This is a genomic window from Novacetimonas hansenii (assembly GCF_014843995.1).
Taxonomy (GTDB): domain Bacteria; phylum Pseudomonadota; class Alphaproteobacteria; order Acetobacterales; family Acetobacteraceae; genus Novacetimonas; species Novacetimonas hansenii.
The window spans coordinates 1,503,118-1,529,896 of sequence record NZ_CP062147.1 but is presented as its reverse complement, the minus strand read 5'-3'; the positions used below and the strand labels follow the sequence as shown (position 1 = coordinate 1,529,896).

The following is a 26,779-nucleotide window of genomic DNA, read 5'->3' as shown; positions in this document are numbered from 1 at the left end:
GGCATTCAGCCACGCAGTTCGGCATTGCAGGTTTTCTGCGCGGCGGCAATCACGCGTGCGCACACCGCCTCGATATCCGCATCAGTCAGGTTGCGGTCGATGGGCTGGATCGTGATCTCCACCCCCATGGACTTGTACCCGGCCGGGATCTTGTCACCTTCGTACACATCGAACAGGCTGACGGCGGAAATAAGGTTGCGTTCCGCCCCCCTGACAGCGCGCAGCAGTTTTTCCGCAGGGACATCGCCCGCCACGATAAAGGCGAAATCACGATGCAGCGGCTGGAACGGCGACAGGTTGGGCGGTGCGCGGCGGCGGCGCTTGGGTTCGGGCACATCCTCAATGAACGTCTCGAACCCCACCACCGGCAGGTCGATCCCGCGTTCAGACAGCAGCGCGGGATGCAATTGCCCGAAATACCCCAGCACCAGCTTCGGCCCCTGACGCACCGTGCCGGAACGGCCCGGATGATAATGCGCCGGCGCGTCGGGGGTAATGCTCAGCCCCTCCATCGCAGCCCCCGCGATGCGCAGGACCTCAAGGATATCCGCCTTGGCCGCCCACAGGTCCACGGGCGTTGCCGCATGACCGGGGATGCGCGCCGAATGGCCACTGCGAATGCCCGCCACGACCTGACGCTGTCCTGCCTCGGCAAAGCCAGCCCCGATTTCAAACAGGCCAAGGTCGGGATATCCACGTGCTGCATTATGCTGCACCGCGTTCAGCAGGTTGACCAGAGGCGTCGGACGCATCTGATCCAGATCGGCGGCAATGGGGTTGAGCAGATGCAGGCTTTCGGGTGTTTCGCCAAACGCTGCCGCCTGAGCATGCGCGACAAAGGAAAAACCGACCGTCTCCAGCAGGCCACGCGCGGCCAGGTGCCGCCGCGCCGAGGCCACGCGCACCTGCGCCGCCGTCAGGGCGGGCACCGGTACGGCGGATACAGGCGGCAGGGAGACCGCCGGGACCGCATCCATGCCCTGCAACCGCAGGACTTCCTCAATCAAATCCACTTCTGAATCGACCGCCATCGCGCCCTGCGCCGCGCGGGCAGCCTGTTCAGGTGGCAGGTCCCGCCCCTGGTCCAGCACCATCGGCGTTGCGATGTCATTGCGCCATGACGGCACGCTGACGACCACATGTTGCGCATCGCGCTCGCGAACCTCAAAGCCCAGCCCCTCCAGCGAGGCCACCGCCTGGTCCGGCGCAACCGTCAGTCCGCCAAGCGTCGCGATACGGGCAAAGCGCAGGTGCGCGTCGCGCTGCCATGCGGGCGGCGCACCGGCTGAGACGACCTCGCTGGCCTCCCCCCCGCACAGATCAAGGATCATGCGTGTCGCCGCCTCCAGCGCGGCGGGGGGCAGGGCCTGGTCCACACCACGTTCAAAGCGCTGACGCGCATCGGAATGCAGGTTATGCCGCCTGCCGCTCAGGGCGATATGCACGGGATCAAACAGCGCGCATTCAACAAAGACGTCGGTCGTCGCCGCGTCCACGCCCGTTGCTTCCCCCCCCATGATGCCAGCCAGCGACTGCACGCCGTTGGCGTCGGCAATCACGCAGTCCTCCACCGTCATCACATGTTCCGCACCGTCAAGGGTACGCAGTGTTTCGCCCTCTCCACGACACAGGGTCAGCACCTTGCCCCCCACCTTTGCCACATCAAAGACATGCAGCGGACGGCCAAGATCGAACGCGAAATAGTTGGTGATGTCCACCAGCGCGGAAATCGGGCGCAGCCCCACGGATTCCAGCCGCCGCTGCAACCATTCGGGGCTTGGCCCATTGCGCACGCCACGGATCGTACGGCCCAGAACCCACGGGCAGGCCTGCGTAAATGTATTGGCCCATGACAGCGGGGACGCGAACGTCCCTTCCACCGTTTCGGCAAGCCAGGGCCTGAGCGTGCCCATCCCCGCCGCGGCAAGGTCGCGCGCAATGCCACGGATGGCCAGTGCGTCGCCCCGGTTCGGCGTGATGGCGATTTCGATGACCGGATCATCCATATCCGCAAACAGGGCATAGGACTGCCCCACCACCGTATCATCGGGCAGTTCGGCAATGCCGTCGGTTTCCTGCCCCAGCCCCAGTTCACGCAGCGAACACAGCATCCCGCCGCTGGCCTCGCCCCGGATCTTGCCGGCCTTGATGGTAATGTCGCTGCCTGGAATCCATGTGCCCGGCGGGGCAAAGATGACCGACAGGCCCGTGCGTGCGTTGGGCGCGCCACAGACGACCTGCACGCGCGCAAACCCCTCGCCCGCGTCCACCTGGCATACCCGCAGGCGATCGGCATTGGGGTGCTGTTCCGCGCTGAGGATACGCGCCGTGCGGAATGGGGCGAGGACCGCGCCACGATCCTCGATCCCCTCGACCTCCAGCCCGATGGTATTCAGCCGTGCGCAGATGTCCTCGACGCTTGCCGTCGTGTCCAGATGTTCACGCAACCATGACAGTGAAAACTTCATTGATCACAGACCTTCATGCAGCAGGGCGGGTGACAGGGGGCTGGTCCCGTAATGACGCAGCCAGCGTACGTCACTGTCGTAAAAGGAACGCAGGTCGGGAATGCCATGGCGCAGCATGGTCAGACGTTCGATCCCCATGCCAAAGGCAAATCCCTGCCATTCACGCGGGTCGAGGCCACAATTCGCCAGCACGCGCGGATGCACCATGCCCGACCCCAGCACCTCCAGCCAGTCATCGCCACCACCGATCTGTCCCGTCTTGCGCGACCAGCCGATATCAACCTCCATCGACGGTTCGGTGAAGGGGAAATAAGAGGCACGGAACCGCACCGGCAGGTCAGGCTGCGCAAAGAAGGCGCGCAGGAAATCCGACAGGCAGCCCTTGAGATGACCCAGCGTGATGTCGCGGTCGATCACCAGTCCCTCGCACTGATGAAACATCGGTGAATGGGTCGCGTCATGATCGGCGCGATAGGTGCGCCCCGGCGCGATGATGCGAATGGGCGGTTCATGCGCCAGCATGGTGCGGATCTGCACGCCCGATGTCTGGGTGCGCAACACACGCTCCGCCGTTTCCGTCCCCTCCCGCGGGAGGTAGAACGTGTCCTGATCCGTGCGCGCGGGATGGTGCGATGGGGTATTGAGGGCGGCGAAATTATGCCAGTCGGTCTCGATATCCGGGCCTTCGGCAACCTTGAATCCCATCGCCCCGAAAATCGCGGTCATTTCCTCGATCGTGCGGCTGATCGGGTGCAGCGTGCCTTCGGCCTGCACAGCGGCAGGCAGGGTGACATCGACCCGTTCGGCAGCCAGACGGGCATTGAGGGCCTCGGCCTCCAGTGCTTCGCCACGGGCCGCGATCTCACGCGAGAGTTCGTCGCGCAGGCGGTTCAGCGCGCTGCCACGCAGCTTGCGCTCCTCCGGCGACATCCGGCCCAGTTCCTTCAGCAGGCCGGTCAGGCGTCCTGACTTGCCCATTGTCGCGACGCGCACCTCGTCCCATGCCCGCAGGTCAGGTGCCGCGGCCAGCGCCGCAAGGGTGTCTTGCTTCAGGGTTTCGAGATCGTCACTCATGCTACCTCGCACAGGCTCACCGGACAGGCAGGCCGAGGCGCATTCGACAGATGGCGGCCATGCCGGGTATCGGATTAGGTATCGGATTACGTGGGGTGGGACCATCGCCGCGCCGCTGTCGCGCATCAGGACACACCGGGGTACTCAAAACAAAACGGGCCGCCCGGCAGGACGACCCGTTTCGCGGACCTGTCACCACATTATGGGGTGGACAACAGGTTCAGGCCAGAGCGGCCTGCGCCTTCTTGACGATTTCGGCAAAGGTCGCGGCATCGTCGAACGCAATGGCGGCCAGCACCTTGCGATCAATTTCGATCCCTGCCTTGTCCAGACCGTTGATGAAACGGCTATAGGTCAGGCCATGTTCACGCACGGCGGCATTGATGCGCTGAATCCACAGGGCGCGGAATTCACGCTTCTTGTTGCGACGGTCGCGATAGGCATAGCGAAGGGCCTTTTCAAGCCGTTCGAGCGCAATGCGATAATTGGTGGAAGACCGGCCCCGGTACCCCTTGGAGAGTTCCAGAACCTTCTTGTGACGGGCGTGTGAGGTAACGCCCCGCTTGACGCGTGCCATGTATCAGATGCTCCTTATGCCAGCCCGTAGGGCGCCCACTGCTTCACAGTGCGGCCATCCATTTCCGTCAGGGTCTGCGAACCGCGGTTGGTACGCTTCATCTTCTGCGAACGGTTGATAAGGCCGTGACGCTTGTTGCCGGGGCCAGCCAGCACCTTGCCGGTCGCGGTGATCTTGAACCGCTTTTTGACCGACGACTTGGTCTTCATCTTGGGCATTTTCATCTCCATCGGTTTTTCGCATCCCATGGCCCACCGGACCGGTCGGAACGCGAACGTGACATTGCGGCCGGGCATGCCCTTGATCAGGCCCGGACGCGCGAACATCGCTGCCTATAAACAACGCCGCGACACCAATCAAGCCCTGATCGCCCCTGATCGCCTCTGATCACCATGGCGCGTTGTCTCCCCCCGGACGGCAGCCTATAACGCAACGGCAACATGGGGACCGGTCCCCAGACGGGAGAGAACGATCATGACAGCACAACGCGTGGCGATAGTGACCGGCGGCAGCCGTGGAATTGGGGCCAGCATTGCCGAAGCCCTGGCGAAGGACGGGTTCGACATTGCAATTTCCTATGCCCGCAATGCAACGGCGGCGGATGCGACTGTGGCGCGCATCACGGCACTTGGCCGCACGGCACGGGCCTATCGCGCGGGTGAGGGCACGGACGCGGCACGGGAACTGATCGAACAGGTTGTGCAGGATTTCGGGCGGCTGGACACGCTGGTGTGCAATGCCGGCATCTATCCCTATGCCAAGGTGCAGGAAATGACGGTGGCGCAGGTGGATGCGACGCTGGACCTGAACGTACGCGCCGTCATGCTGGAGACGATGGCCGCCGTGAAGCATATGAAGCGTGGCGGGCGCATCATCCTGATCGGTTCCACCTTTGGCGAACGCGCGCCCTTCCCCGGCATCTCGCTCTACAGCGCGACGAAGGCCGCGCTGGGTGGTTTCGTGCGTGGCGCGGCGCGTGACCTGGGGCCGGAAGGCATTACCATCAACGTGATCCAGCCCGGTCCGATTGATACGGACATGAACCCTGCCGATGGCGCGGGTGCGGACATGCTGCGCGGTTTCCTGTGCGTGCCGGAATATGGCAAACCGGCTGACATCGCCTCCATGGCGTCCTTCCTGGCCCGCCCCGAAAGCGACAACATCACCGGCGCGGCCCTGACCGTGGATGGGGGGCTGGCTGCCTGACGCCGCGTTTGCGCAGGGAAACAGGCTGTTTCCCTGCGGCACCCTTTGCGGAGCCTGCCCGACTGTCGCTCCGGCTTCCTGCACCCGCCTTGATTTTTTGAATCAAGACTGCATGCAAAAGCTTTTTTGCGAAAATGATACCACAACCACATCCCGCTTCCGGCTTTGCCGGGACTTCGGCCTGCACTTTACGCATGCGCCTTAACGGATGTGGCCCGGATGCTGCGCAATACTTCGTAATATACACATCCATCGTCCCCTCATGCCCCAAATCCCGCCAAAGCGGATCACCCTGCCCTTTTCCTGCCGGAAACTGGCGGCAGGTACATCACTTTCGCGGGTTGTCACATTTTCCATTTCTGATTAGGCGTCGTGAATACTTTGCCGTGGAAAATGGTCATGACCATACTCAATACTACATCCCTGCCCCATCTGCCGCCGGAAATCATGGTTCCGTCCTATGACCGCGGCAAGGTCACGCCGGGCATTGCCCATCTGAGTGTCGGTAATTTCCACCGCGCGCACGAAGCGGTCTACCTTGAACGCATTCTGGCGCGCCCGGGGCAGTCGGACTGGGGCATCGTGGGGATCGGCCTGATGGACAGCCCCGGCGAGGCGGACAAGGCCGATGCCATGAAGGCGCAGGACTGCCTGTATTCCCTGACGGAATGCGCGCCCGACGCACCCGATACCGTGCGGGTCATCGGCTCCATCATCGAATATGTCCACGCCCCGGCCGATCGTGCGGCAGCCATCGAACGCCTGGCTGACCCCGCGATACGCATCGTCAGCATGACAATTACCGAAGGCGGCTATTACGTCGATGAAAACGGGCATTTTCCGCTCGACCTGCCTGTCATTGCCGAAGACCTGAAGCGCGATGTGCCCCATACCGCCTTTGGCGTCCTGACCGAGGCGCTGCGCCTGCGCCGTGACCGCGGGATTGGCCCATTCACCGTCCTGTCTTGCGACAACCTGCCACAAAATGGCCACGTGGCGCGCAACGCCACCCTGACATGGGCCAGGGCACGCGATGCGGCGCTGGCGGAATGGATGGCAGACAACGTCACCTTCCCCTGCACGATGGTGGATCGCATCACCCCGGCGGTGCGCCCCGATGACGTGCGCCGCCTTGATGCCGCCAGTGGCCTTGATGACCGCATCCCCGTCTTTTGCGAGGATTTCATACAATGGGTGATCGAGGACAAATTCTGTGCAGGCCGGCCGGAATTCGATGCCGTGGGCGTGCAGTTCACGGACAATGTCCATCCGTATGAGGAAGTAAAGCTGCGGATGCTCAATGCCTCGCACTCGCTGCTGGGACTGTCGGGCGTGCTGTCGGGATACCGCATTGTCAGCGACATCATGGCTGACATGAACGAAGTCTCCCTGGTGGAGCGTTACCTCGGCCTTGACGCAGAACCGCTGCTGACGGCACCGCCGGGCATGGAACTGCATGAATATGGCGCACTGCTGCTGCGGCGTTTCCGCAATCATGCCATCAGCGACCAACTGCTGCGCATCGCATCGGACAGCACGTCAAAGCTACAGATGTTCATCCGTGAAACGGCGATGGGCCTGCTGGCGACGCACCGCACCCCGATCCGCGTGGCCTTCGTGATCTCGTGCTATCTGGAATATCTGCGCGGCCATGATGACAATGGCGCGACCTATCCGATCATGGAACCACATCTCAGCGCGCCGGACCGTGCCCTTGCCACTGGCGCGGACCTTGATGCGGCCCTGAACATGTCGGTGTTCGCGGGCTGGGGACTGACGGAGTCACCGGATTTCGTCACATGCTATCGCACGGTCCGGCAGGCCATCCGTGCGCACGGCACGCGCAGGACACTGGCGGAGGTCGTTCTTACGGCGCAATAACCCTTCTTTTTCCACGATATACGACCCGTCCTGTGCGCCCTCCGCCATGCCTGCATCGCGGAGGGCTTTGACACGTCATCGTTAGAAATAACTTCTTGACCTGCGCCTGATTTATAAGCTGTCTCCTGAACTAAGGCCCGCGCCCGCCGTTTTTCGCTCTGCTTCAGGAAGATCATGAATACTCCCCCCACCCGTCCTGGTCCCCTCCTCCTCCTCGCCATTGCCCTATGTGCGATATCCGGCCTTTACCTGCTGGGTGGTGGCATATGGCTGGCCGTTCTGGGGGGATCTATTTATTATGTCCTTGCCGGGGTGGCATTGCTGGGCACGGCATGGCTGCTGTTCATGCGGGCACAGGCCGCGCTGGGCCTGTATGCCCTCCTGCTTGCGGGTACGATGATATGGGCCGTGCGGGAAGCAGGTTTCGATTTCTGGGCGCTGGCCCCGCGCGGTGACATTCTGGTGCCGATTGGCATCCTGCTGCTTCTGCCGGGGGTGACGCGGCATCTCAGGGCACCAGCCGGGGCGCCACGCCTTGTGCTTGGGGCGGTGATTGCCGCGGCGGTCGCGGTTGTCGGCATTGCCCTGACGCAGGACCCGCAGGACATCGCCGGCAGCCTGCCGGCCGTGGCGCAGAATGCCCCGACGCCCGGCGATGCCGGCCAGATGCCCGACGAAGACTGGCAGGCTTATGGCCGCACGGAGTTCGGGGACCGTTTTTCTCCCCTCAAGCAGATCACGCCTGCGAATGTCGGCAAGCTGAAAGTCGCGTGGACATTCCGTACGGGTGACATGCGTGGTCCGGGCGATCCGGGGGAGACGACGGACGAAGTCACGCCGATCAAGATCCGCGATACGATTTACCTGTGTTCACCGCACCAGATCCTGTTCGCGCTGGATGCCGCCACAGGCAAGCAGCGGTGGAAGTTCGATCCGCAGATCGTCCATAACCCAACGTTCCAGCACCTGACCTGCCGTGGCGTTTCCTATCACGAAGCCCCGGCGGATGCGGCGCCTGCCGAATGTGCGCAGCGCATCTTCCTGCCAACGAATGATGGCCGCCTGTTCGCCCTTGATGCGCATAGCGGGGCGCGTTGTCACGGGTTCGGCACGGATGGGGAAATCGACCTGAAGGACGGCATGACGGTCAAGACGGCGGGTTTTTACGAACCTACCTCCCCCCCGGTTGTGACGGACAACATGGTCATCGTATCGGGTGCGGTGACGGACAATTATTCCACGCATGAACCCTCTGGCGTCACGCGCGGCTTTGACGTCAATACGGGTGAACTGAAATGGGCGTTCGACCCCGGCAACCCTGACCCCAACGAAATGCCGTCCGAACACCACCATTTCGTGCCCAATTCACCGAATTCATGGATCACGTCGTCCTATGACGCGCATCTGGACCTGATCTATATCCCCATGGGTGTCCAGACCCCCGATATCTGGGGTGGAAACCGCAATGCGGATTCCGAACGCTATGCCAGCTCGATCGTCGCGCTGAACGCATCGACGGGAAAACTGGTATGGAGTTACCAGACCGTCCATCATGACCTGTGGGACATGGACATCCCGGCACAGCCCAGCCTGGTGGATATCCGCATGCCCGACGGGCAGGTTGTCCCGACCCTGTATGCCCCGGCGAAAACCGGCAATATCTTTGTGCTGGACCGCCGTGACGGCAAACTGGTGGTTCCCGCCCCCGAACGCGCCGTCCCGCAGGGCGCGGCGCCAGGGGATCACCTGTCGGCCACGCAGCCTTTCTCCCAACTGACATTCCGGCCGAAAAAGAACCTGACGGATGCGGACATGTGGGGCGGCACGATGTTCGACCAACTGATCTGCCGCGTCATGTTCCACCAGCTCCGCTATGATGGGCCGTTCACGCCGCCTTCGCTGCAGGGAACACTGGTCTTCCCCGGCAACCTCGGGATGTTTGAATGGGGCGGACTGGCGGTCGATCCGGTCCGGCAGATCGCGATCGCCAATCCTATCGCCATCCCGTTCGTGTCCACCCTGATCCCGCGCGGCCCCAACAACCCCGCAACCCCTGACAAATCCCAGCCATCCGGCAGCGAAAGCGGCGTGCAGCCACAGTTCGGCGCACCTTATGGCGTCGACCTGCATGCGTTCCTGTCACCGCTGGGCCTGCCGTGCAAACAGCCCGCATGGGGATATATGTCCGGCATCGACCTGCGTACGAACAAGATCGTGTGGAAGCATCGCAACGGCACGATCCGTGACAGCGCACCACTGCCGATCCCCTTCAGGATGGGCGTGCCCAGCCTCGGCGGCCCGTTGACCACCGCAGGGGGGGTCGCATTCCTGACCTCCACGCTCGATTACTATATCCGGGCATATGACGTCACGACCGGACAGCAGTTGTGGCAGGACCGCCTGCCCGCGGGTGGGCAGTCCACGCCGATGACCTATGCCGTCAATGGACGCCAGTTCATCGTGACGGCCGATGGGGGCCACGGCTCCTTCGGGACCAAGATGGGCGATTACGTGGTCGCCTACAGCCTGCCTGAATAACGGCGGCACATACGCAACCGGGACGACGCGGCATGTCGTCCCGGCTTGACCCGGCGGTGACTGTCTGTATATACTCGGATATAGACATGGTTCACCGGGGAAACAACGTTCCCCGCCACCCTGCCCCATCTGCCATCAGGCCCCTGTAAACGCCACTTATTCAGGCTTTTACAGATGATCTTTCGTGGGGTATAAAGATCCAAATAAGTCTTATAAGTGTTTTCACCTTACGTTAGGTGGAAGCCCTTGATTAGGAAACATCAAGACTGACTGTCCGCCGCGAGGAAGGAGCGCCCCTGCGCGTCCTGTTGCTCCGGTGCCGGAAAGCAGCATGCACATGCATGTTGATTTCTTTGTTTCTGAAGACGTAGCGCCGAAACTCGGGGCGGATGATACGGGGTGATAAAATGACTTTCACAACCGCGAGAACATCGTGATTAAACGCATTGCAGCAGCGATTGTGGGAATCGGTGTCGCCGGTGGCGTCGGATTCCTTGCGTACGCGTGGTATCCGGAGATTGCTCCGGTTGCGCCGCCGTCTCCCTCCTCCTTCAGCAAGGCACAGATCGAACATGGTCGTGTGCTGGCCGCCGGTGGTTACTGTGCGGAGTGTCATACCCGCACCGACGGCAAGCGCGGTATCGAACTGGCGGGCGATTACAAGATGGACACGCCCTTTGGCGCCATCTTTTCCTCCAACATCACGCCCGACCCGGAAACCGGCATCGGTCACTGGTCGCAGGCCGCGTTCAAGCGTGCGATGCGCAAGGGCATTTCACGTGACGGGACACAGCTTTTCCCGGCGTTCCCGTTCGATCATTTCACGCATATGACGGATCAGGACATTGATGACGTCTATGCGTTCCTCATGACGCGCGAACCGGTCCATTCGGTCAAGCGCGACAACACGGTGGCCTTCCCCTTCAATATCCGCCTGGAACAGGCTGGATGGAAGCTCCTGTTCCTGCATGAAGGGCCGCTGAAGAATAACGATGCCAAGGATGCGCAGTGGAATCGTGGCGCCTATCTTGCCGAAGGGCTGAGCCACTGCTCTGCGTGCCATACACCGCGCAATGCGATGGGCGCGGAAAAGAGCAGTGCCCCCTATGACGGCGCGCCGGTGGATAACTGGATTGCCCCGCCGCTCAACGAACATAACCCCACCCCTGTCGTGTGGACCGAGGACGAGTTCTTCAAGTATCTGCGTTACGGTTCCGCCCCGCTGCATGGCAGTGCGGCTGGCCCGATGTCGCCTGTCGTCCATGGTGGCCTGAGCGAGATGCCGGAATCCGACGTCCACGCCATCGCGCACTATCTTGCGGATATCGACAAGGCCGCCACCCGCGTCAACGAAGACCCCAAGGCCATTGCCTGGGCCATGAAGGCGTCCATGCGTGACCTCGTCGGCCCGCAGACAGACCCCAACGCACGCCTGTATGCCGGGGCCTGCGCCGCGTGTCATGCCAACGCCGGCCCGCAGCCGGTTGACGGACGCCCCGACCTGGCGCTGAACAATGCGCTGTGGCTGGATGAACCGACCAACCTGTATCAGGTGATCCTGCACGGAATTGGAACGCAGGAAGGCATCTCCACCGTGTCGATGCCCAGCTTCTACCATTCCTTCTCCGACGCGGACCTCGCACGTCTGGCCGCCTACCTGCGCGCCACGCGGACGACCCTGAAACCCTGGACCGACCTTGAGAAGAAAGCCGCAGACGTCCGCAAGACGCTGGCTGCCTCTCCTGTCGCCTCTTCTCATTGAGATGAAAGACGGAGCTAGAACATGACGACCTTTCACCTCAATGGACGCGAAGTCACCGTTGACGTCCCCGAAGATACCCCGCTTCTGTGGGTTATCCGTGACGAAGTTGGCCTGACCGGGACAAAGTTCGGCTGTGGCATCGGCATGTGCGGCGCATGTACCGTGCATATCGGCGGTCGCGCCACCCGGTCGTGCATCACCCCCATCAGCGCCGCCGAAGGCGCTGACATCACCACGATCGAAGGGCTTGACCCCGAGGGCAAGCATCCCGTGCAGGAAGCATGGCGTGAACTGCAGGTGCCGCAGTGCGGGTACTGCCAGTCGGGACAGATCATGCAGGCCGTCAGCCTGCTCAAGGATTATCCCTCCCCCACGGATGAGGAAATCGACGCGGTCATGGCCGGAAGCCTGTGCCGTTGCATGACCTACATTCGCATACGCGACGCCATCAAGAAGGCCGCGGCAGCCGCACGCGGAGATTCGTCAAATGGGTAGACTGAACCGTTTTCTTACTGGAAAAGGCTCCGGCTCAGGACAGGGACTGTCCCGGCGCGGCTTCCTTGTCACCTCGCTTGGCGCGGGCGTCATGTTTGGATTTGCCCGGCAGGCATCGGCCAACCAGGTTTTCCCGCTTGATAAATCCGGTCCCGGCGATGGTGCGTTCGAACCCACCATCTGGTGTGCGATCGCACCGGATGGGGAGATCACGGTCAATATCATCCGTGCGGAAATGGGCCAGCATATCGGCTCCGCCCTTGCCCGCATCATCGCGGACGAGATGGAGGCCGACTGGGACAAGGTACGGATCAATTATGTCGATACCGACCCCAAATGGGGCCTGATGGTCACAGGTGGCAGTTGGTCCGTCTGGATGACGTGGGATATTTTCCGTCAGGCAGGCGCGGCAACGCGAACGGCCCTGGTGGAGGAAGCCGCGCGCCTGCTGGGCACGACGCCCGACAAGTGCAGCGTCAGCAAAAGCATCGTGTCCGCCGCCAATGGCAAACAGATCAGCTTTGGCGACATTGTCACGCAGGGTCATCCCAGCCACTCCTTCACGCCCGAGGAAATGGCCAAGCTGCCCCTGAAACCTGCGAGCGAGCGTCGCCTGATCGGCAATTCGGAACTCAAGAAGGCACTCGACATTCCTGCCAAGACCACGGGCGAGGCCATTTATGGCATCGACGCCAAGGTCGAGGGCATGGTCTATGCCCGCCCGAAGATGCCGCCGACGCGCTATGGCTCCAAGGCGCGTTCCGTTGATGACAGCGAGGCTCGCAAGGTCAAGGGCTATATCCGTTACCTGAAGATCGACGACCCGTCGGGCGTGGTGCAGGGGTGGATCGTGGTGCTTGCCAGCAGCTACAGCGCCGCCATCCGTGCGACCGACGCGCTGAAGGTGGACTGGATCCCGGGGGAGACCGCCCATGTCAACGAACGCGACATCCAGGATCGTGGCCGTGAACTGATCAACCACAAGGAAGGTGGTGTTTACGTCTTCAATGACGATGGCGTGGATCAGGCGTTCAGTTCGGCCCATACGGTCATGGACAAGGAATATACCTGCGCATCCGTCCTGCATTACCAGCTGGAGCCGATGAACGCCCTCGCCTTTGTCAAGGACGGCGTTTACGAGATCCATGCAGGCAACCAGTGGCAGTCATTGATCCTGCCGACACTGGCAAAGGCGCTGGAAGTCCCGGAAAGCAAGATCGTGCTGCGCAGCTACCTGCTGGGTGGCGGGTTCGGGCGTCGCCTGAACGGGGATTACATGATCCCGGCCGCCCTCGCTTCCAAGGCACTTGGCGGCAAACCGGTCAAGCTGATCCTGACACGTTCGGACGACATGGTGTTCGACTCCTTCCGCTCACCATCCGTGCAGCGGGTCCGCATGGCGTTCGATGCCTCCAACAAGATCACTGCCATGGATTATCAGGCGGCGGCCGGCTGGCCCACCGGGGTCATGGCGGAAGCTTTCATGGCCAAGGGCGTACATGACGCCCCATATGACCAGTTTGCCATTGCTGGTGCCGATCACTGGTACGAAGTGGGGGCATTTCGCGTGCGGGCGTTACGCAACGACCTGGCGGAAAAAACCTTCCGTCCCGGCTGGCTGCGCTCGGTCAGTCCCGGCTGGACCAGTTGGGGGGTGGAATGCTTCCTGGACGAAGTCGCCCATGCGCAGAAAAAGGACCCCGTGCAGTTCCGTCTGGATATGCTGACGGCCACCGGACGCAACAAGGGCGAAGCCCCCGATGCCGTTGGCGGGGCGTTGCGACAGGCTGCGGTTCTGCGCCGCCTGGCGGAAAAGGTGGGCTGGGGCCAGCAGACGCTGCCCAAGGACACCGCGCTGGGTATCTGCACGACCGCAGGACAGGAACGCGGCATGCCGACATGGATCGCCTGCTGTGCGCAGGTACATGTTGACCGCTCCACCGGTGTTGTCCGCTGTGAAAAGCTGACGATCGTGGTGGATGCCGGTACGGTGGTCGATCCCGACGGCGCACGTGCCCAGACCGAGGGTGCGGCCCTGTGGGGCCTGAGCATGGTACTGTTCGAGAACACGGAAATCGTGAACGGACAGCCGGTGGACCGGAACCTGAACACCTATACCCCCCTGCGTATGGCCGATACGCCGGAGATGGATATCGAGTTCCTGCCCAGCACCGAAAAGCCGATGGGCCTTGGTGAACCCGGAACCACGGTTGTCGGCCCGGCCATTGGCAATGCGATCTTCAACGCCGTCGGTGTCCGGCTGCGCCATATGCCGGTGCGCCCGGCGGATGTCCTGCGTGGGCTTCAGGGAAGCTGAGCCTGCCCCGGACAGGGCATGAAAAAGGGGGCTGGCGCATGATGTGCCAGCCCCCTTTTCTTTTGCCGTTTGGAAACGACGTCTTTGCCTAACGTCCGGGATGTTGCCTGATCTCAAAAACTGTTTGAAACATTGGTCCGGGAAGCAGCTTGAAATCATAAGGAAGTTTTTGGATGCTGCCTTTTTTCAGAAAGGCAGCATCTTCGGAAGCCCTTTTGAAAAAGCTTCATCAAAAACCTTTATAATTTCAGGATGCTATTGAACCTGACTTTTTCAAACAGCCCCTGATAAATTTTCAAAGCTTTCCCCAAAGCTTTGAAAGACATCGCATGTTCAAAAAAAACAAGGCGACGACTGAAAACTTTTCCCATTCTTTTTCAATGGGTGCTTTCAATCCGCACCGAGGAAAAAGGCAACGTCTTTCGCAACTATTCCCCTGACGGAAGTCCTACCAGAAACGCACCGTCAGCCAACAGGCGGCGCGTCACATCCGCACGGCCTGTCGGCCAAGCGCCGGGTCATCCGTAAAGAACCCGTCCAGCCCAAGATCAAGATAGCGCCGGATTTCCGCGATGGCCCCGTCGGGATTGCGGGCATTATCCCCCATCGCATTACGCAGTTGCAGCGGCAGGAAACAGTTTTCGGGCCGGAAGGTATACGAATGCACCAGCAACCCGGCCCTGTGCGCATCCTCGATCAAGGATGACGGCGCAAGCCATGCCCCGGAGGCATCGCGCGGAATGATGTCTACATTCGACGGACCAATCACATCCGCATACTGCCGCACGTTACGCAGGCCCTCTGGCGTCATCAGGTCGCCAAATGTCGTGCCCTGCCCAGCCGCCGCAAGGTCCGGCACCCGTTGCGTGCGCTCCCCCATCAGGAACATCAGACGTGCCTGCGGGTTGATCGCCTTTACCTTGCCAGACAATGTCTTGAGATTCGTGGTCTCAAACGACTGAACCTCCAACGGGCAATAACGCGTATATTCATGTGCCCCGATCACCTGCAGGAACGTTTCTTCCGGTGTATGCCCCAATTTGTGGAAATAGGTGGAGTTCTTGATCTCCGGGATCAGGCCGATCACACGTCCACGTGCGGCAGCCTCTGCCGCGACGAAATCAATGACTTCCTCGAACGTGGGGATATCGAAATGTCCATCATAACGCGTGTTATGGGCACGCACCATCGGCAGACGTTCCCGCGCGCGCAGGGTTTTAAGCTCCTTCAGCGTGAAATCCGTCGTGAACCATCCGGTTTCCGACACGCCATCAATCACGACCGTCCGCTTGCGCGATGCGAATTCAGGATGGCTTGCGACATCCGACGTTCCCGCGATATTGCTTTCATGTCGCGCCACCAGCACACCATCGCTGGTGGGGACAAGGTCGGGTTCGATATAATCAGCGCCATCCGCAATGGCTCTGGCATAGGATGCCAGCGTATGTTCCGGCCGTAATGCGGATGCCCCACGATGCGCCATGACCAGGGGCACCGGTGCCAGTGATGGCGCGGCACGTCCCGGCCGCACCGGCAACATTATCGCGCCCCCCACCAGAACGATTGCCTGCCTGCGTGTCAGCATGGCCTTATCCATGAATTTTTCCAGTCTGATTGTCTTGGCGCCATGACCCGGTTGGGGCTGTCGGAAAAGATGATCCATGGGGCAACTGGGAAACATAAAAGCTTTCCGGGCGTCGACTTTTCAAAAAAGCCCATGTTTTTCAAATATTTTCAAAAAAAAACATGTACCGACACTTTTATTTCCCAGTCATGGAGAGATTCCCATGGGGGCATTCGCCCCCTGCCCCATCACGGATCAGAGCGGAGAATGGGCCGCAGCATCATGCTCGATCGTACAAGCCTGCGGATTGGGCTTGGGGGCTTCGTGACGCAGGCCCTCCAGCTCGGTCCGTGCGGCATCCAGATCCGCCCGGAAGGCAGGGTTGCCGTGCATGGCGGCAATATCGCCTGCCCCGGTCATATATCCCTCCAGCACGTCACTGGCCCAATGCACGCCACAGACGATACGGCTTTCACCGAATACGCGCCCACGTTGCAGGATTTCGGTCGAACGGTCCGGCAGAAGTTCCGCCAGCACCAGCGCCGTACTCCAGCCCAGAAGGGTGTGCCCGGAAGGATAAGCCCCCGATGTCGCCAGGTGGGACCGATCGTCCTCTGTGCAGATCGACTGCGTATTGCCCACGAAAGGACGTGCGCGATGCCATGATGCCTTGGCGTTGCGCATATCGGGAATTTCGCTGACATCCATCCGATGGATCAGCGCGGCAAGGCGCGGTGCCTTGCTGGCGTCGATCGTAAAGCCTGCCGCACAGGAAAAGCTGCGCAGCAGCGCCTCGATACGCAGGTCCGCATCGGATGTCGCCAGTGCCCAGCGCGCGCCGCCCTTCAGCCCACGCGTGGATTCAAAGGCATGGTCATCCGCGGCCTGACGCGCCGAGCCAGCCTGCGGCGGCGGGGGAAGGTACTGTGTGGCATCAGGCTGCGTCGCAGGTGTTAGATACCCTGCCTCCGGCGCGTGTGCTGACGGTGCCGTACGGGCCACGCAATTTCCTGAAACCATGAACAGTGACGAACACAGGACTGACAATAGATAATGTTTCCGCATGACATCCCACAATAATAAAACACAATAACGCGCCAGATACGGCCCCCGCCGCCGGGTCACCGGTATGTTTCCGACGGTGACATGTCCGTCACCTTTTTCAATACAAATCTGGAACGACCATATCATCGGGCACGGGCTGGCGGATATAATCCGGGCCGAAGACACGTTCAGGCAGCGTGACTTCGGGCTTTTCCACGTCCTGATAGGGAACCTGCGACAGCAGGTGACTGATGCAGTTCAGGCGCGCTTTTTTCTTGTTATCAGCCGGGACGATCCACCATGGCGCATCCGCGATGTTTGAACGTTCCAGCATGATTTCCTTGGCCAGCGTATAAGCTTCCCACCGCCTGCGGCTTTCAAGGTCCATGGGGCTTAGCTTCCACTGCTTCAGCGGATCTTCCATCCGGGCACGGAAACGCAGTTCCTGTTCGTCATCGGAAATCGAAAACCAGTATTTGACGATCTGTATTCCACTGCGCACCAGCATCCGCTCGAACTCCGGCACCGAACGGAAGAATTCCTCATATTCCGCATCCGTGCAGAAATTCATCACCCGTTCAACACCTGCGCGGTTGTACCAGCTTCGGTCAAACAGCACGATTTCACCTGCGGCAGGCAGGTGGCTGACATATCGTTGGAAATACCATTGCGTGCGTTCACGGTCATTGGGCGCAGGCAGGGCGGCGACACGGCAGATGCGCGGATTCAGGCGTTGGGTAATGCGTTTGATCACGCCCCCCTTTCCCGCCGCATCGCGTCCTTCGCAGATCACGACCAGCCGATGCCCGGTCTCCTTGACCCAGTCCTGCAATTTCACCAGTTCGCCCTGCAGGCGCAGCAGTTCACGGAAATAGACCTGACGAAAATCCAGCGGGTCACAATTCTTTCCCGACCCCAGACGTGCGTCATCAAGCTCAAGCTCGATCTCTTCATCAAGGTCGTCAAGGATCTCCTCGCGCAGGCGGATCTTGTCACGCGATTCGCGATCGCAACTATGCTTCATGAGGAAACTGGCCATCCTGTCAAATGGGGTCGTGGTGATCGATACCACGCATTAGCCGTCAGAATTCGTCGTGGATATAGGCATCCTCGTCATCAATCGGCGCAAGCGCGTCATGCGGGGCATCATGCAGGGCCCTGTCCCTGTTGCCCGCGCTTTCATGCCGACGGTCCTTCCACACCAGAACCAGCGCGGGACGCCATTCCTCGATGATGTCCTGCTTCTTTTCGCGCGACGTGTCCTGCATGACCCACTCTTTGTCAGACCAATGGATCAGCGGACCATAGTCCTGATTTTCCTTATGGAATATGAACGTTTCTTGAAATGTCATTTTGGTCTCAAAACATAAATATCGCCATGTGCGGGAAACTTCACCTCCCCCGCACGGTTGCAATGGGGTTCGCCTACACACCGCCATCAGCCCGATCGCTGTGGGGGCGGAGCCTGCACTTTCGTGTTGCAATTGCGATGCGTTTGCAATATGGATAATGAACTCACGGCGTATCAGACAGTTCCCCAACCGTCGATTTCCCAGCCCTAACGCCGTGAAAACTCTGCGGCATCGTCCACCTTCCTTGGGGCGATGCCGCACCTTTTTTTCAGTGCAGGGACAAAGCCACCATGCCCGACACCACAGGATGCACACCCGACTGGCACCTGGAGCACTCACGCCCCGCCCTGTTCCTTGACTATTTCAATCCGCGCACATTCTTTTCCTCCCAGGTCAACAGGCTGGCCACGCGGTTCCGCGATATTCAGGCCTTGTGTGACGAAGGTGAAAATCCGCCGGACCTGACGCGGCTTCGCAATGAACTTGCCTTTCACCTCATCAAGATGTCCCGCTGGTGGGGTTTTGATTTTTGTCCACGTGGCGTCACGAATGTGCGTAATCCGCTTTTCATGACCTATGTAAAGACACATATCGAAAATTCGATCGAGGACGAAAGCCTGTTCGACCTTCTGACGGTGCAACGTCATATGCATGCGGGCGATGCGGGCCATATCCTTGTTCTGGGACATGAAGGCGGTGCCGACCCGACACTGAGTGTACTATTCGGTATAGACGGGCAACGCGGATTCCGCTTTGCCATTGGGTCGACCGGCCTTGCCCCCCTGTGGAATGGGCAGACTTATCCCGATTTCGCCAGCGCCTGGCTGGCGGCACGCGCCGTGCATGCACTGATTGCAGACAGCCACGCCAACGTGCAGGAATATGAAATCGCGCATCAGGAACATATCTGGGCGCGTGCATGGCACAGGCGGCATTTTCACCGTCACATCACCCGTCCCGCCATGGACATGTATGTTCAGGCCAAGGAACAGCTTGGTGCCTGCCAATCGGAATTCGGCAGGCAGGAATTTGAAACGATCGTAAACAAGGCCGCGTTCCACATCACCTGGAGCGCATTTCACCGGAACATGACAATCGCGGACATGATCGCGGAAAGCAACATGGGCGAAACAGAACTGCGTCAGGCCAACATCATCAAACGACGTGCCCGGACCTATATCACCACATGTGTCGATCCGATCCAGCGCCCGGAAATGGATATCCTGCTCGATCGTGTCATTTCATACCTGCCGCGGCGATGCGCCTGACAGGCACCACCGCGACAGCACACGGGTACTACCACCCGCCGCCCCAACCACCCCAGCCCCATCCCCCATAAGGATAGGCATAATAACCGGGATAGCCGTAACCATATCCGGGATACCCATAATAGGGATACGGACCACCCCAACCATAGCCATATCCCCCGCGATCCCAGCCACCGCCACGATCCCAGCCGCCACGGTCGCCACCCCAGCCGCCATCTGGGCCGCCTGGACCTCCACCACGGGGGCCTCCTCCGCCCCAGCCGCCGCCCGGTCCACCACGACCGCCGCCACCGGGTCCTCCCCCCCCATGACCGCCACCGGGTCCACCACCGCCACCCGGGCCGCCACCATGCTGCGCATGCGCCTCTGTCAGGGTCAGGACCGGCGCCACAGCCAGCGACATGGCCATCAGCGCCACCGTCCAGTATTTTGTCTGCTTCACCTTATTTCTCCTCCACCGGCGGCCCATGCCATGCGCTGCCACGATGTTCGCGCATGATCCGGGGGCTTCACAAGACATAGTGCTGCATGGGACCTACGTGAATGATGAGGAGCATATTCTAACATTTCGTGACATTTGCCGCCTTCCCCCACGGAAACACCCATGGGACTGCGCAATCATGGCACCCGCTTTGCCCGGCCCCGAGATCTGGGGCGGATACTGCGGTGAAGCAAAAAACAAGCCTCAGAGGTCAGAAGGCAAGACATCATTCCGGCCCTGACGGCCAGGCCCCACCGCCCTGAAACCGCCCCGAACCCGAGGGGCTTTCCTTCCTCATGCATATCCCCATCATGAACCAAACGGTACAATACATTCCGCCAGTTATGGACCAGAAGCCGACGACGGCAATGCCTGACCCGCTGGGGATACGTTAGCCGCCATCGCAACATTTACTGTACCATACGGCATAGCGCGCAACAGGAGGATATCCGCGGTGGATATGTCCGCAATTTCGGCTGCCGCCTTAAACAGTCAGCACTTATTCAAAATATCTTTTTTTACCAGAGACAATGCGAAGACGAATGTATCATATCTCACTTTGTTCTTTTTACATTCCTCCTCACAATCTGGAAATACTATGCTAATTCTATCTATTCCATCGTCCACAGACAAAAGACATATATATACTCCGTCAATATATATCTCACAAACCAGCTTGTGAAATTCAGAATCACTAAATATTTTTGTTTCTATTATTGACCCATGAAAATTAAAATTCATGGTTATAGAAATCCTCTAAATATACCATCAGCATCGAAGCGTGCTCCTTGAGCCGTCACATTTTTTCCCTCCAGATCTGTTCCCGTTATTCATTACATCTTCGATTCATTTTCGAAACAATAAAAACCATTCACGCATTCCCTGTTCCCACCAGAGGCTACGTCCTTCGAAGGCTTCATGAAAAATCATTCATGAAAAACCTTTATAATACCGGCATGTTCCTGACACTGCCCTTTCAACTAACCAGCCCCCATCACCGTCAGATGGGACATACTCCACTGGCACATTGCAGATGCGCCCAGTCAACAACTTCCTTTACATCATCATCATGTATCGCAGCGGCAATTGCCGCGAACTTCCCGGCGGAGATTTCCTCCTCCGGCAGGTATTCATAACCAAGAGCGGAATCCGGACGGCTGGGTAATATGGCACAGCAGCGGACATGCGGTTGGTGGGTCGCGACCAATGCACGGAATTCCGCCAGATCATACCGGTTGGTATATACCTTAAGCGTATAAGACACCTGATTGCCCTGTTCCGCCCCGATCCAGTATTTTTCCAGCAGTTCCAACCAGCGATACTGTGCCTCTGGCGTGGCTTCCGGCGCCGTGACAATCCGTTCCCCCATGCCCAGGCGCTGAATCAGCGGCACGGTGGGAAAGCCCACGATGCTCATGCCCGGAAAACTGCGCAATGAACGCACCGGATATCCCCGTTTTTCATACGCCGGAAGCAGCGGGTCGGCCCCCTCCTCCCACGTGCCATCTTCGCGCTGCACGCCCTTGAACTGCACCCAGCGCAGGTACTGCCGCCGTGCCGGCAGGTGTGCCCCTTCCGTCAGGCCAAACAGTTTGGACGTCGTGCCGGCGGGCTTGATGGTTGTCACCGTAACCGGACGCACAGTTCCGGTTTCGCGGGCATAGAGATTGGCTTCTTCCTTGGCTATGATTGAAAGTTCCTGCACTGCGCACCAGAACGGGGCGGCGCGCTCCTCGTCCAGCAGGTCGTTAAAATCCAGACCGAAGCGCACCCACGCCCATTCGTGCAGGCCGGTTGGCCCGATCCCGATACGGTTGGTCCGTCGCACTTCCTCCCCATACAGGGCGTCCATGCGATTGGCACGCAGCAGGAACCTTACACCCAACCTGACGGAATCACGCACACGCGCATCCCACACCTGCGTAACCGCATGCGGCATGCGCCCGGGCGTCACGTCCCCCGGTGGTATCGGACAGGCCAGCAACGGTGCAAAATCACCGATCACGCAATACCCACCCGTTACATGCAGCGTAATTTCGCCACACGGGTTGGTCGTCACCGGGAAATGCGCATGTGCCGCACGCCCGGCAATATCCGCCAGAAGGGCGGCCGCCTCTGTCGCCTGATACCGTCCCGAACGGAAATCCCGCCCGTCCGCATGTATTTTCTTCTGCCGGGCACTCCCGGTCCGGTTGTCCTCCAGCCGGTCGCCATTGATGAAACCAGGCTCCCCATTGATCCATGCGCATCGCGTGGCCTCGGCAAAGACCCTGCGGGCATGCCCGGCCAATGAACCGGTCATGGCCGGGTCGTTCACAAAACCCCAGAATTCGCGGTCCACCATTACGGAATGGTTGGCCGTCCACAGGCCGCCTTCTTCCTTGGCACGGATAAAGCGCAGCACATCGGCATCGCGCCAGGACTTGGTGGCCATACGTGCGGCACGGCGGGCGCCACCGACCTGCACCTCCACCGACAGGTAATGATCCACCCGCAACGCCTGTTCCCACAGGGGCATAGCCTTGTCCCGCCCCGCCTCGATCACGTGACGGCGAATGTTCAGCAACCCACGCAAAAGGGAAATCGGGCCAGATGCAGGGCGCCCCTGCATGCCCGCAATCGGGCTGCCGGCGCACCGGATGGCACTGAGGTCCAGGACAAGCCGATGGTCATGCTGTCCCCTGAATGCCATGGCCTCGATCTTCTCGATCGCCTTGCCCCAGCCTTCGCGACTATCCTCGATGACATGGACACTTATCGCGGCACTGTTTCGCATCTGTGGCGCAGGCACTTCGGGCAGGATGGACGAGGCGCGGAACGCACGGACCTGTGCCTCCATCCCTGCGTCAAAGGTTTCCAGCGTTGTCCCCCATGGCACGACCTGCATATCCAACCCGAACCGCAACAACCCGGCACGATCACGGGGATAATCCGGATGCGTCGGCGCAAGGACGAACGACAGGTCAGGCGCCCGCGTCCAGTCCACCACACAGAGTTCATCATCATAGGCCCGCCCCACGCCGGAGCCATTGAGTAACAAGTAGAATTTGGCGAAGGAACAGATGGCAGTGGCGCAATTGGTGAACATTTCCATGTTCCGGCCCGGTTGCGTGGCATCACCATGTTGCAGATGCCGACCGGATGTCAGTAATGCACCGGTGGCGATGGCGTTACGCAACTGCGCACGTTCCCGCGCGTCCACGCCGGGCAGTAACGCCGTATTGCCCCGCGCCACACGCGCGGCCACATGGCCGAAATCCTCGTGATCGGTGGGGCGGAACACGGTCCGCCGCCCCACAGCCGCCCCCATCCCACGATCCAGCGAACGGGCAGGCAGCGGGGATAGGCCGAATGCCCCTTCGAAGGGATCACGTATCTGCGCACGCGCGCCGCCAAACAGCGAAAAACCTCCGTCCATGCACTGGCTCCCTCGTGCAGGCGAACGAGGACCATGCGAGGACACCGGTTCGCGCATTTAGTGGAAAGAAGGTAATCATGACACCAGATATGGTGTCATGCACGGAGAAATTTTATCCAGAGCGTGTGAATACCCCCACGAAGGGCAGGACTTTCGCCGCGCGACTCATGAAACAGTTTTTTTGTAACATCCGATGATCGCAGAGTCGGAAAACATCAGCCTCCTGCCATGCTGCGCAAACACAGGCGATGGCACAGGGCATGCGGGGAACACCGCGAGGTCGGGTTGGGGGATCTCGTGTTCGACGGTTCATCCCCGCGTATGCGGGGAACACGTGGGATGTGGACGTATCGCGCGGTGCGCAACCGGTTCATCCCCGCGTATGCGGGGAACACGAATTTCTTATTGCTATAATTCCGACCACCACAGGTTCATCCCCGCGCGTGCGGGGAACACTCTTCCTGGAACCCATTGATTTTAAATATTTATTTTATTGTCAAAATTCCACCGTGTGAAACACCCTAAATTATTAGCTTTTTTTCTTCCTCTGCGAAAGCTACAAGGCCGCGGTTCAAACGGTCATATTCTGAGAAAACAAGCGGTCATTGATGATGCTGCCTCAAAGCCATTGAATGATAGTCTGCACACTCCATAAAAACATGCCGAGCCAAGCGCGCCCCAACAACAAAATCCGATCTATAAATATTAAAAGTGAAATCATGCATATTAATACAATATAAATATAGTAATTATTTTAATAAAATTAATAAATTTCATAACAAACAATAAAATATCATTTATTTCACCATGTTATATATTGAAATTATTTATATTTTATTTGATTGGGAGAAGTGAACAGAACAGACGCTTTTGTGGACGAGACATGTGCGATCTGGAAACCTCTGATTGGGAGAGTTCGCCCAAGGGGCAAAACGCAACCCTATGATCTGCAGCATACGATAGCAGCGATTTTCTGGCACCATGAGCATGGCGCGAAATGGCGGAGCATCACCGCTGAACTGGGTCCGGGGTGGCGGGTGGCCCAGCTTTTCATCCGCTGGGCGAAACTCGGCGTATGGGAACGCCTGCTCGAACGGGTTAAGGAACAACACGGAGCGGTGCTCGGAATGACTTTTCTGGGTGGCTCGAACATCGGGGCTCACCACCAAGCGGCGGAAGCCCAAAAAAGGGGCCTCTTTCGAAGAGCGAGACCATTATGAAGCAATGGGCCGTTCCGGCGATGGCTATGGCACAAAAGCCTGCGTGATCGCGGACGGGCATGGAAAAGGCTTGGTTTTGCGTTGCCCCGGGACAGGCTCATGAACTGCCTCTGGCACCAGCCATGCTCGACAGCGTTCCCGCTATTCCCCTGTGGACGTCGCGAACAAGAACTACGCGTCGAACGTCTTTCGTGAACGGATATGGGACATGGGAGCCCAGCCGGCCATTCCCGCGAAACGACACGATGGGCCGGTCGCCTGCCCCACATAAAAAACTTAAGGCCGCATACTTAGTAAGTATGCGGCCTTAAACACAAAAATAAAAACAGATTTATAATATAAATAATTTATTCAATGGAAATAATTTCCCCTCATTCCCACTCGATCGTGCCGGGCGGCTTGGAGGTGATGTCGTATGTCACCCGGTTGATGCCACGGATTTCGTTGACGATGCGACCTGCAACACGATTGAGGAAGCCCATGTCGAACGGGTAAACATCGGCCGTCATGCCATCCGTGCTGGTGACGGCGCGCAGCGCGCAGGCGTAATCATATGTGCGTCCATCGCCCATGACGCCCACCGTCCGCACCGGCAGCAGCACGGCAAAGGCCTGCCAGATGGCATCATACAGCCCTGCCGCACGGATTTCCTCCAAGAAGACCGTATCGACACGGCGCAGCAGCGCGAGCTTTTCGCGCGTGATCGCACCGGGGATACGGATCGCCAGTCCCGGTCCGGGAAACGGGTGACGTCCGACGATCGCCTCGGGGATGTCAAGTTCCCGGCCAAGGGCACGGACCTCGTCCTTGAACAGTTCACGAAGCGGTTCAACCAGCTTCATCTTCATCCGTTCGGGCAGGCCACCCACATTATGATGCGACTTGATAGTGACGGACGGGCCGCCGGTAAAGCTGACGCTTTCAATCACGTCGGGATACAACGTGCCCTGCGCCAGGAACTCCGCCCCACCAAGCTTGGCGGCTTCTTCCTCGAACACCTCGATGAACAGGCGGCCGATGGTCTTGCGCTTGATTTCAGGATCACTCACCCCTTCCAGCGCAGAAAGGAACAGGTCCGAGGCATCGCGATGGATCAGGTGGATGTTGAAGCGATCACGGAATGTCTTGATGACTTCATCCGCCTCCCCCGCGCGCAGGATGCCCGGATCGACGAAGATGCATGTCAGCTGCTCCCCGATGGCCTGATGGATCAGCACTGCCGCGACCGAGGAATCCACACCACCGGACAGGCCGCAGATCACCCGCCCCTTGCCCACCTGTTCGCGGATACGCGCGATTTCCATGTCGCGGAACCCGGCCATGGTCCATGTGCCGCGACATCCCGCGACATCATGGGTGAAATTACGCAGCAACGCCGCACCATGCGGTGTATGGACCACCTCTGGATGGAACTGCACACCATACAGGCGCCGCCCCTCGTCCGCGATGATGGCATAGGGCGCGCCCTCGCTGATGGCGACGGCCTGAAAACCGGGCGGAAGCTTTGTGACACGGTCGCCATGGCTCATCCACACCTGTTCACGGCTGCCGCGTGCCCATGTGCCACGGAACAGGGCGCAGTCCTTGACGATCTCGATATGGGCGCGACCAAATTCGCGATGTTCGTGATGTTCGACCGCACCGCCAAGCTGCAGGCACATGGCCTGCTGACCGTAACAGATCCCCAGCACGGGAACATTCAGGGCAAAGACGACATCCGGGATCCGGGGGGCACCTTCGTCAAGCGTGCTTGCCGGGCTGCCTGACAGGATGATCCCACGGGGGGCAAAGGCGCGTATCTTCGCCTCGTCACTGGAAAAGGGCCAGATTTCGCAGTACACACCGCTTTCACGGACACGGCGCGCAATCAGCTGGGTCACCTGGCTGCCGAAATCAAGGATCAGGATCCGGTCTTCGTGCAGGGTCTCTTCCAGGGCCTCGCCTGCGCTGTCGATCTGGGATGCTTTCACACTCTCGCTCATTCTCACTCTTTCGGTCGCGGCATGACGCATGCAACGGGCACGGCCCCTGCCGGGCCTGATGTTGCAGATGTCGGATATGCGTTGCCACACGACGTAGCACAACATCATTGTGCATGTCGGCTGAATATATGG

At 59.8% G+C, this 26,779-nt stretch carries 18 protein-coding genes and 1 pseudogene; 8 read left to right on the top strand and 11 right to left on the bottom strand.

The annotated features are described in order from the left end of the window. Positions 1-5: 5 nt before the first annotated feature. The 4 genes from pheT to rpmI all read right to left on the bottom strand — a co-directional run bounded on the left by pheT (position 6) and on the right by rpmI (position 4,337). Positions 6-2,468 carry a phenylalanine--tRNA ligase subunit beta gene (pheT, locus tag IFJ82_RS06730; protein WP_192266050.1) on the bottom strand — a complete coding sequence of 821 codons (2,463 nt, stop codon included), beginning with the start codon at positions 2,466-2,468 and terminating at the stop codon, positions 6-8. A gap of 3 nt (positions 2,469-2,471) precedes the next feature. After that, on the bottom strand, positions 2,472-3,542 hold the full coding sequence (gene pheS / locus IFJ82_RS06725) for a phenylalanine--tRNA ligase subunit alpha (protein ID WP_003620464.1): 1,071 nt from the start codon (positions 3,540-3,542) through the stop codon (positions 2,472-2,474). A gap of 220 nt (positions 3,543-3,762) precedes the next feature. Further along, a complete protein-coding gene (gene rplT / locus IFJ82_RS06720) occupies positions 3,763-4,119 on the bottom strand; it encodes a 50S ribosomal protein L20 (protein ID WP_003620466.1) in 357 nt (118 codons plus the stop codon). 14 nt (positions 4,120-4,133) lie between these two features. Next, on the bottom strand, positions 4,134-4,337 hold the full coding sequence (gene rpmI / locus IFJ82_RS06715; protein WP_012554749.1) for a 50S ribosomal protein L35: 204 nt from the start codon (positions 4,335-4,337) through the stop codon (positions 4,134-4,136). A gap of 256 nt (positions 4,338-4,593) precedes the next feature. Between rpmI and IFJ82_RS06710 the strand changes: the two genes are divergently transcribed. The 6 genes from IFJ82_RS06710 (at position 4,594) to IFJ82_RS06685 (ending at position 14,318) form a co-directional block, all read left to right on the top strand. Continuing rightward, the gene (locus tag IFJ82_RS06710; protein ID WP_192266049.1) at positions 4,594-5,325 is read left to right on the top strand and encodes an SDR family NAD(P)-dependent oxidoreductase; all 732 of its coding nucleotides are present in this window, start codon (positions 4,594-4,596) and stop codon (positions 5,323-5,325) included. A gap of 399 nt (positions 5,326-5,724) precedes the next feature. Further along, positions 5,725-7,206 carry a mannitol dehydrogenase family protein gene (locus tag IFJ82_RS06705; protein WP_456306890.1) on the top strand — a complete coding sequence of 494 codons (1,482 nt, stop codon included), beginning with the start codon at positions 5,725-5,727 and terminating at the stop codon, positions 7,204-7,206. 174 nt (positions 7,207-7,380) lie between these two features. Next, positions 7,381-9,744, top strand: coding sequence for a glucose/quinate/shikimate family membrane-bound PQQ-dependent dehydrogenase (locus tag IFJ82_RS06700; RefSeq protein WP_192266047.1), 2,364 nt, complete (start codon positions 7,381-7,383; stop codon positions 9,742-9,744). Between the two features lie 433 nt (positions 9,745-10,177). After that, positions 10,178-11,506 (top strand): cytochrome c, encoded by a 1,329-nt coding sequence (locus IFJ82_RS06695; RefSeq protein ID WP_003620476.1) that lies wholly within the window; start codon positions 10,178-10,180, stop codon positions 11,504-11,506. Positions 11,507-11,527: 21 nt separating this feature from the next. Continuing rightward, positions 11,528-12,001, top strand: coding sequence for a (2Fe-2S)-binding protein (locus tag IFJ82_RS06690; RefSeq protein ID WP_003620477.1), 474 nt, complete (start codon positions 11,528-11,530; stop codon positions 11,999-12,001). Then, positions 11,994-14,318: a xanthine dehydrogenase family protein molybdopterin-binding subunit gene (locus IFJ82_RS06685; RefSeq protein WP_040510878.1), complete on the top strand. Its 2,325-nt coding sequence runs from the start codon at positions 11,994-11,996 to the stop codon at positions 14,316-14,318. The genes IFJ82_RS06690 and IFJ82_RS06685 overlap by 8 nt, the downstream gene beginning before the upstream one ends. 484 nt (positions 14,319-14,802) lie before the next feature. Here the strand turns inward: IFJ82_RS06685 and IFJ82_RS06680 are convergent, their stop codons facing one another. The 4 genes from IFJ82_RS06680 to IFJ82_RS06665 all read right to left on the bottom strand — a co-directional run bounded on the left by IFJ82_RS06680 (position 14,803) and on the right by IFJ82_RS06665 (position 18,194). Further along, positions 14,803-15,903: a glycerophosphodiester phosphodiesterase gene (locus tag IFJ82_RS06680; RefSeq protein WP_192266370.1), complete on the bottom strand. Its 1,101-nt coding sequence runs from the start codon at positions 15,901-15,903 to the stop codon at positions 14,803-14,805. Positions 15,904-16,137: 234 nt separating this feature from the next. Then, positions 16,138-16,884, bottom strand: coding sequence for an acid phosphatase (locus tag IFJ82_RS06675; protein WP_003620480.1), 747 nt, complete (start codon positions 16,882-16,884; stop codon positions 16,138-16,140). Between the two features lie 160 nt (positions 16,885-17,044). Next, the gene (gene ppk2 / locus IFJ82_RS06670) at positions 17,045-17,950 is read right to left on the bottom strand and encodes a polyphosphate kinase 2 (RefSeq protein WP_003620483.1); all 906 of its coding nucleotides are present in this window, start codon (positions 17,948-17,950) and stop codon (positions 17,045-17,047) included. 58 nt (positions 17,951-18,008) lie between these two features. Beyond that, positions 18,009-18,194: a hypothetical protein gene (locus IFJ82_RS06665; RefSeq protein ID WP_062809906.1), complete on the bottom strand. Its 186-nt coding sequence runs from the start codon at positions 18,192-18,194 to the stop codon at positions 18,009-18,011. A gap of 374 nt (positions 18,195-18,568) precedes the next feature. On the opposite strand from IFJ82_RS06665, the gene IFJ82_RS06660 reads away from it, so the two are divergent. Next, the gene (locus tag IFJ82_RS06660; protein WP_075595211.1) at positions 18,569-19,546 is read left to right on the top strand and encodes a hypothetical protein; all 978 of its coding nucleotides are present in this window, start codon (positions 18,569-18,571) and stop codon (positions 19,544-19,546) included. 28 nt (positions 19,547-19,574) lie between these two features. Here the strand turns inward: IFJ82_RS06660 and IFJ82_RS06655 are convergent, their stop codons facing one another. Then, positions 19,575-19,988 (bottom strand): hypothetical protein, encoded by a 414-nt coding sequence (locus IFJ82_RS06655; RefSeq protein ID WP_175576172.1) that lies wholly within the window; start codon positions 19,986-19,988, stop codon positions 19,575-19,577. Between the two features lie 1,039 nt (positions 19,989-21,027). Then, positions 21,028-23,445 carry a recombinase gene (locus IFJ82_RS06650; protein ID WP_192266045.1) on the bottom strand — a complete coding sequence of 806 codons (2,418 nt, stop codon included), beginning with the start codon at positions 23,443-23,445 and terminating at the stop codon, positions 21,028-21,030. Positions 23,446-24,317: 872 nt separating this feature from the next. Here IFJ82_RS06650 and IFJ82_RS06645 point away from each other — a divergent pair. After that, positions 24,318-24,933: pseudogene (locus IFJ82_RS06645) on the top strand (IS5 family transposase); the annotation flags it as partial. 103 nt (positions 24,934-25,036) lie between these two features. Here IFJ82_RS06645 and guaA read toward each other — a convergent pair. Then, positions 25,037-26,647, bottom strand: a complete 1,611-nt coding sequence (gene guaA / locus IFJ82_RS06640) for a glutamine-hydrolyzing GMP synthase (RefSeq protein ID WP_040510884.1) — start codon at positions 26,645-26,647, stop codon at positions 25,037-25,039. Positions 26,648-26,779 lie beyond the last annotated feature (132 nt).

Coding starts and splice junctions, on each gene's coding strand:
- pheT (WP_192266050.1), bottom strand. CDS start 2,468: ATGAAGTTTTCACTGTCATGGTTGCGTGAACATCTGGACACGACGGCA.
- pheS (WP_003620464.1), bottom strand. CDS start 3,542: ATGAGTGACGATCTCGAAACCCTGAAGCAAGACACCCTTGCGGCGCTG.
- rplT (WP_003620466.1), bottom strand. CDS start 4,119: ATGGCACGCGTCAAGCGGGGCGTTACCTCACACGCCCGTCACAAGAAG.
- rpmI (WP_012554749.1), bottom strand. CDS start 4,337: ATGCCCAAGATGAAGACCAAGTCGTCGGTCAAAAAGCGGTTCAAGATC.
- IFJ82_RS06710 (WP_192266049.1), top strand. CDS start 4,594: ATGACAGCACAACGCGTGGCGATAGTGACCGGCGGCAGCCGTGGAATT.
- IFJ82_RS06705 (WP_456306890.1), top strand. CDS start 5,725: ATGACCATACTCAATACTACATCCCTGCCCCATCTGCCGCCGGAAATC.
- IFJ82_RS06700 (WP_192266047.1), top strand. CDS start 7,381: ATGAATACTCCCCCCACCCGTCCTGGTCCCCTCCTCCTCCTCGCCATT.
- IFJ82_RS06690 (WP_003620477.1), top strand. CDS start 11,528: ATGACGACCTTTCACCTCAATGGACGCGAAGTCACCGTTGACGTCCCC.
- IFJ82_RS06685 (WP_040510878.1), top strand. CDS start 11,994: ATGGGTAGACTGAACCGTTTTCTTACTGGAAAAGGCTCCGGCTCAGGA.
- IFJ82_RS06680 (WP_192266370.1), bottom strand. CDS start 15,903: ATGCTGACACGCAGGCAGGCAATCGTTCTGGTGGGGGGCGCGATAATG.
- ppk2 (WP_003620483.1), bottom strand. CDS start 17,950: ATGAAGCATAGTTGCGATCGCGAATCGCGTGACAAGATCCGCCTGCGC.
- IFJ82_RS06665 (WP_062809906.1), bottom strand. CDS start 18,194: ATGCAGGACACGTCGCGCGAAAAGAAGCAGGACATCATCGAGGAATGG.
- IFJ82_RS06660 (WP_075595211.1), top strand. CDS start 18,569: ATGCCCGACACCACAGGATGCACACCCGACTGGCACCTGGAGCACTCA.
- IFJ82_RS06650 (WP_192266045.1), bottom strand. CDS start 23,445: ATGGACGGAGGTTTTTCGCTGTTTGGCGGCGCGCGTGCGCAGATACGT.
- guaA (WP_040510884.1), bottom strand. CDS start 26,647: ATGAGCGAGAGTGTGAAAGCATCCCAGATCGACAGCGCAGGCGAGGCC.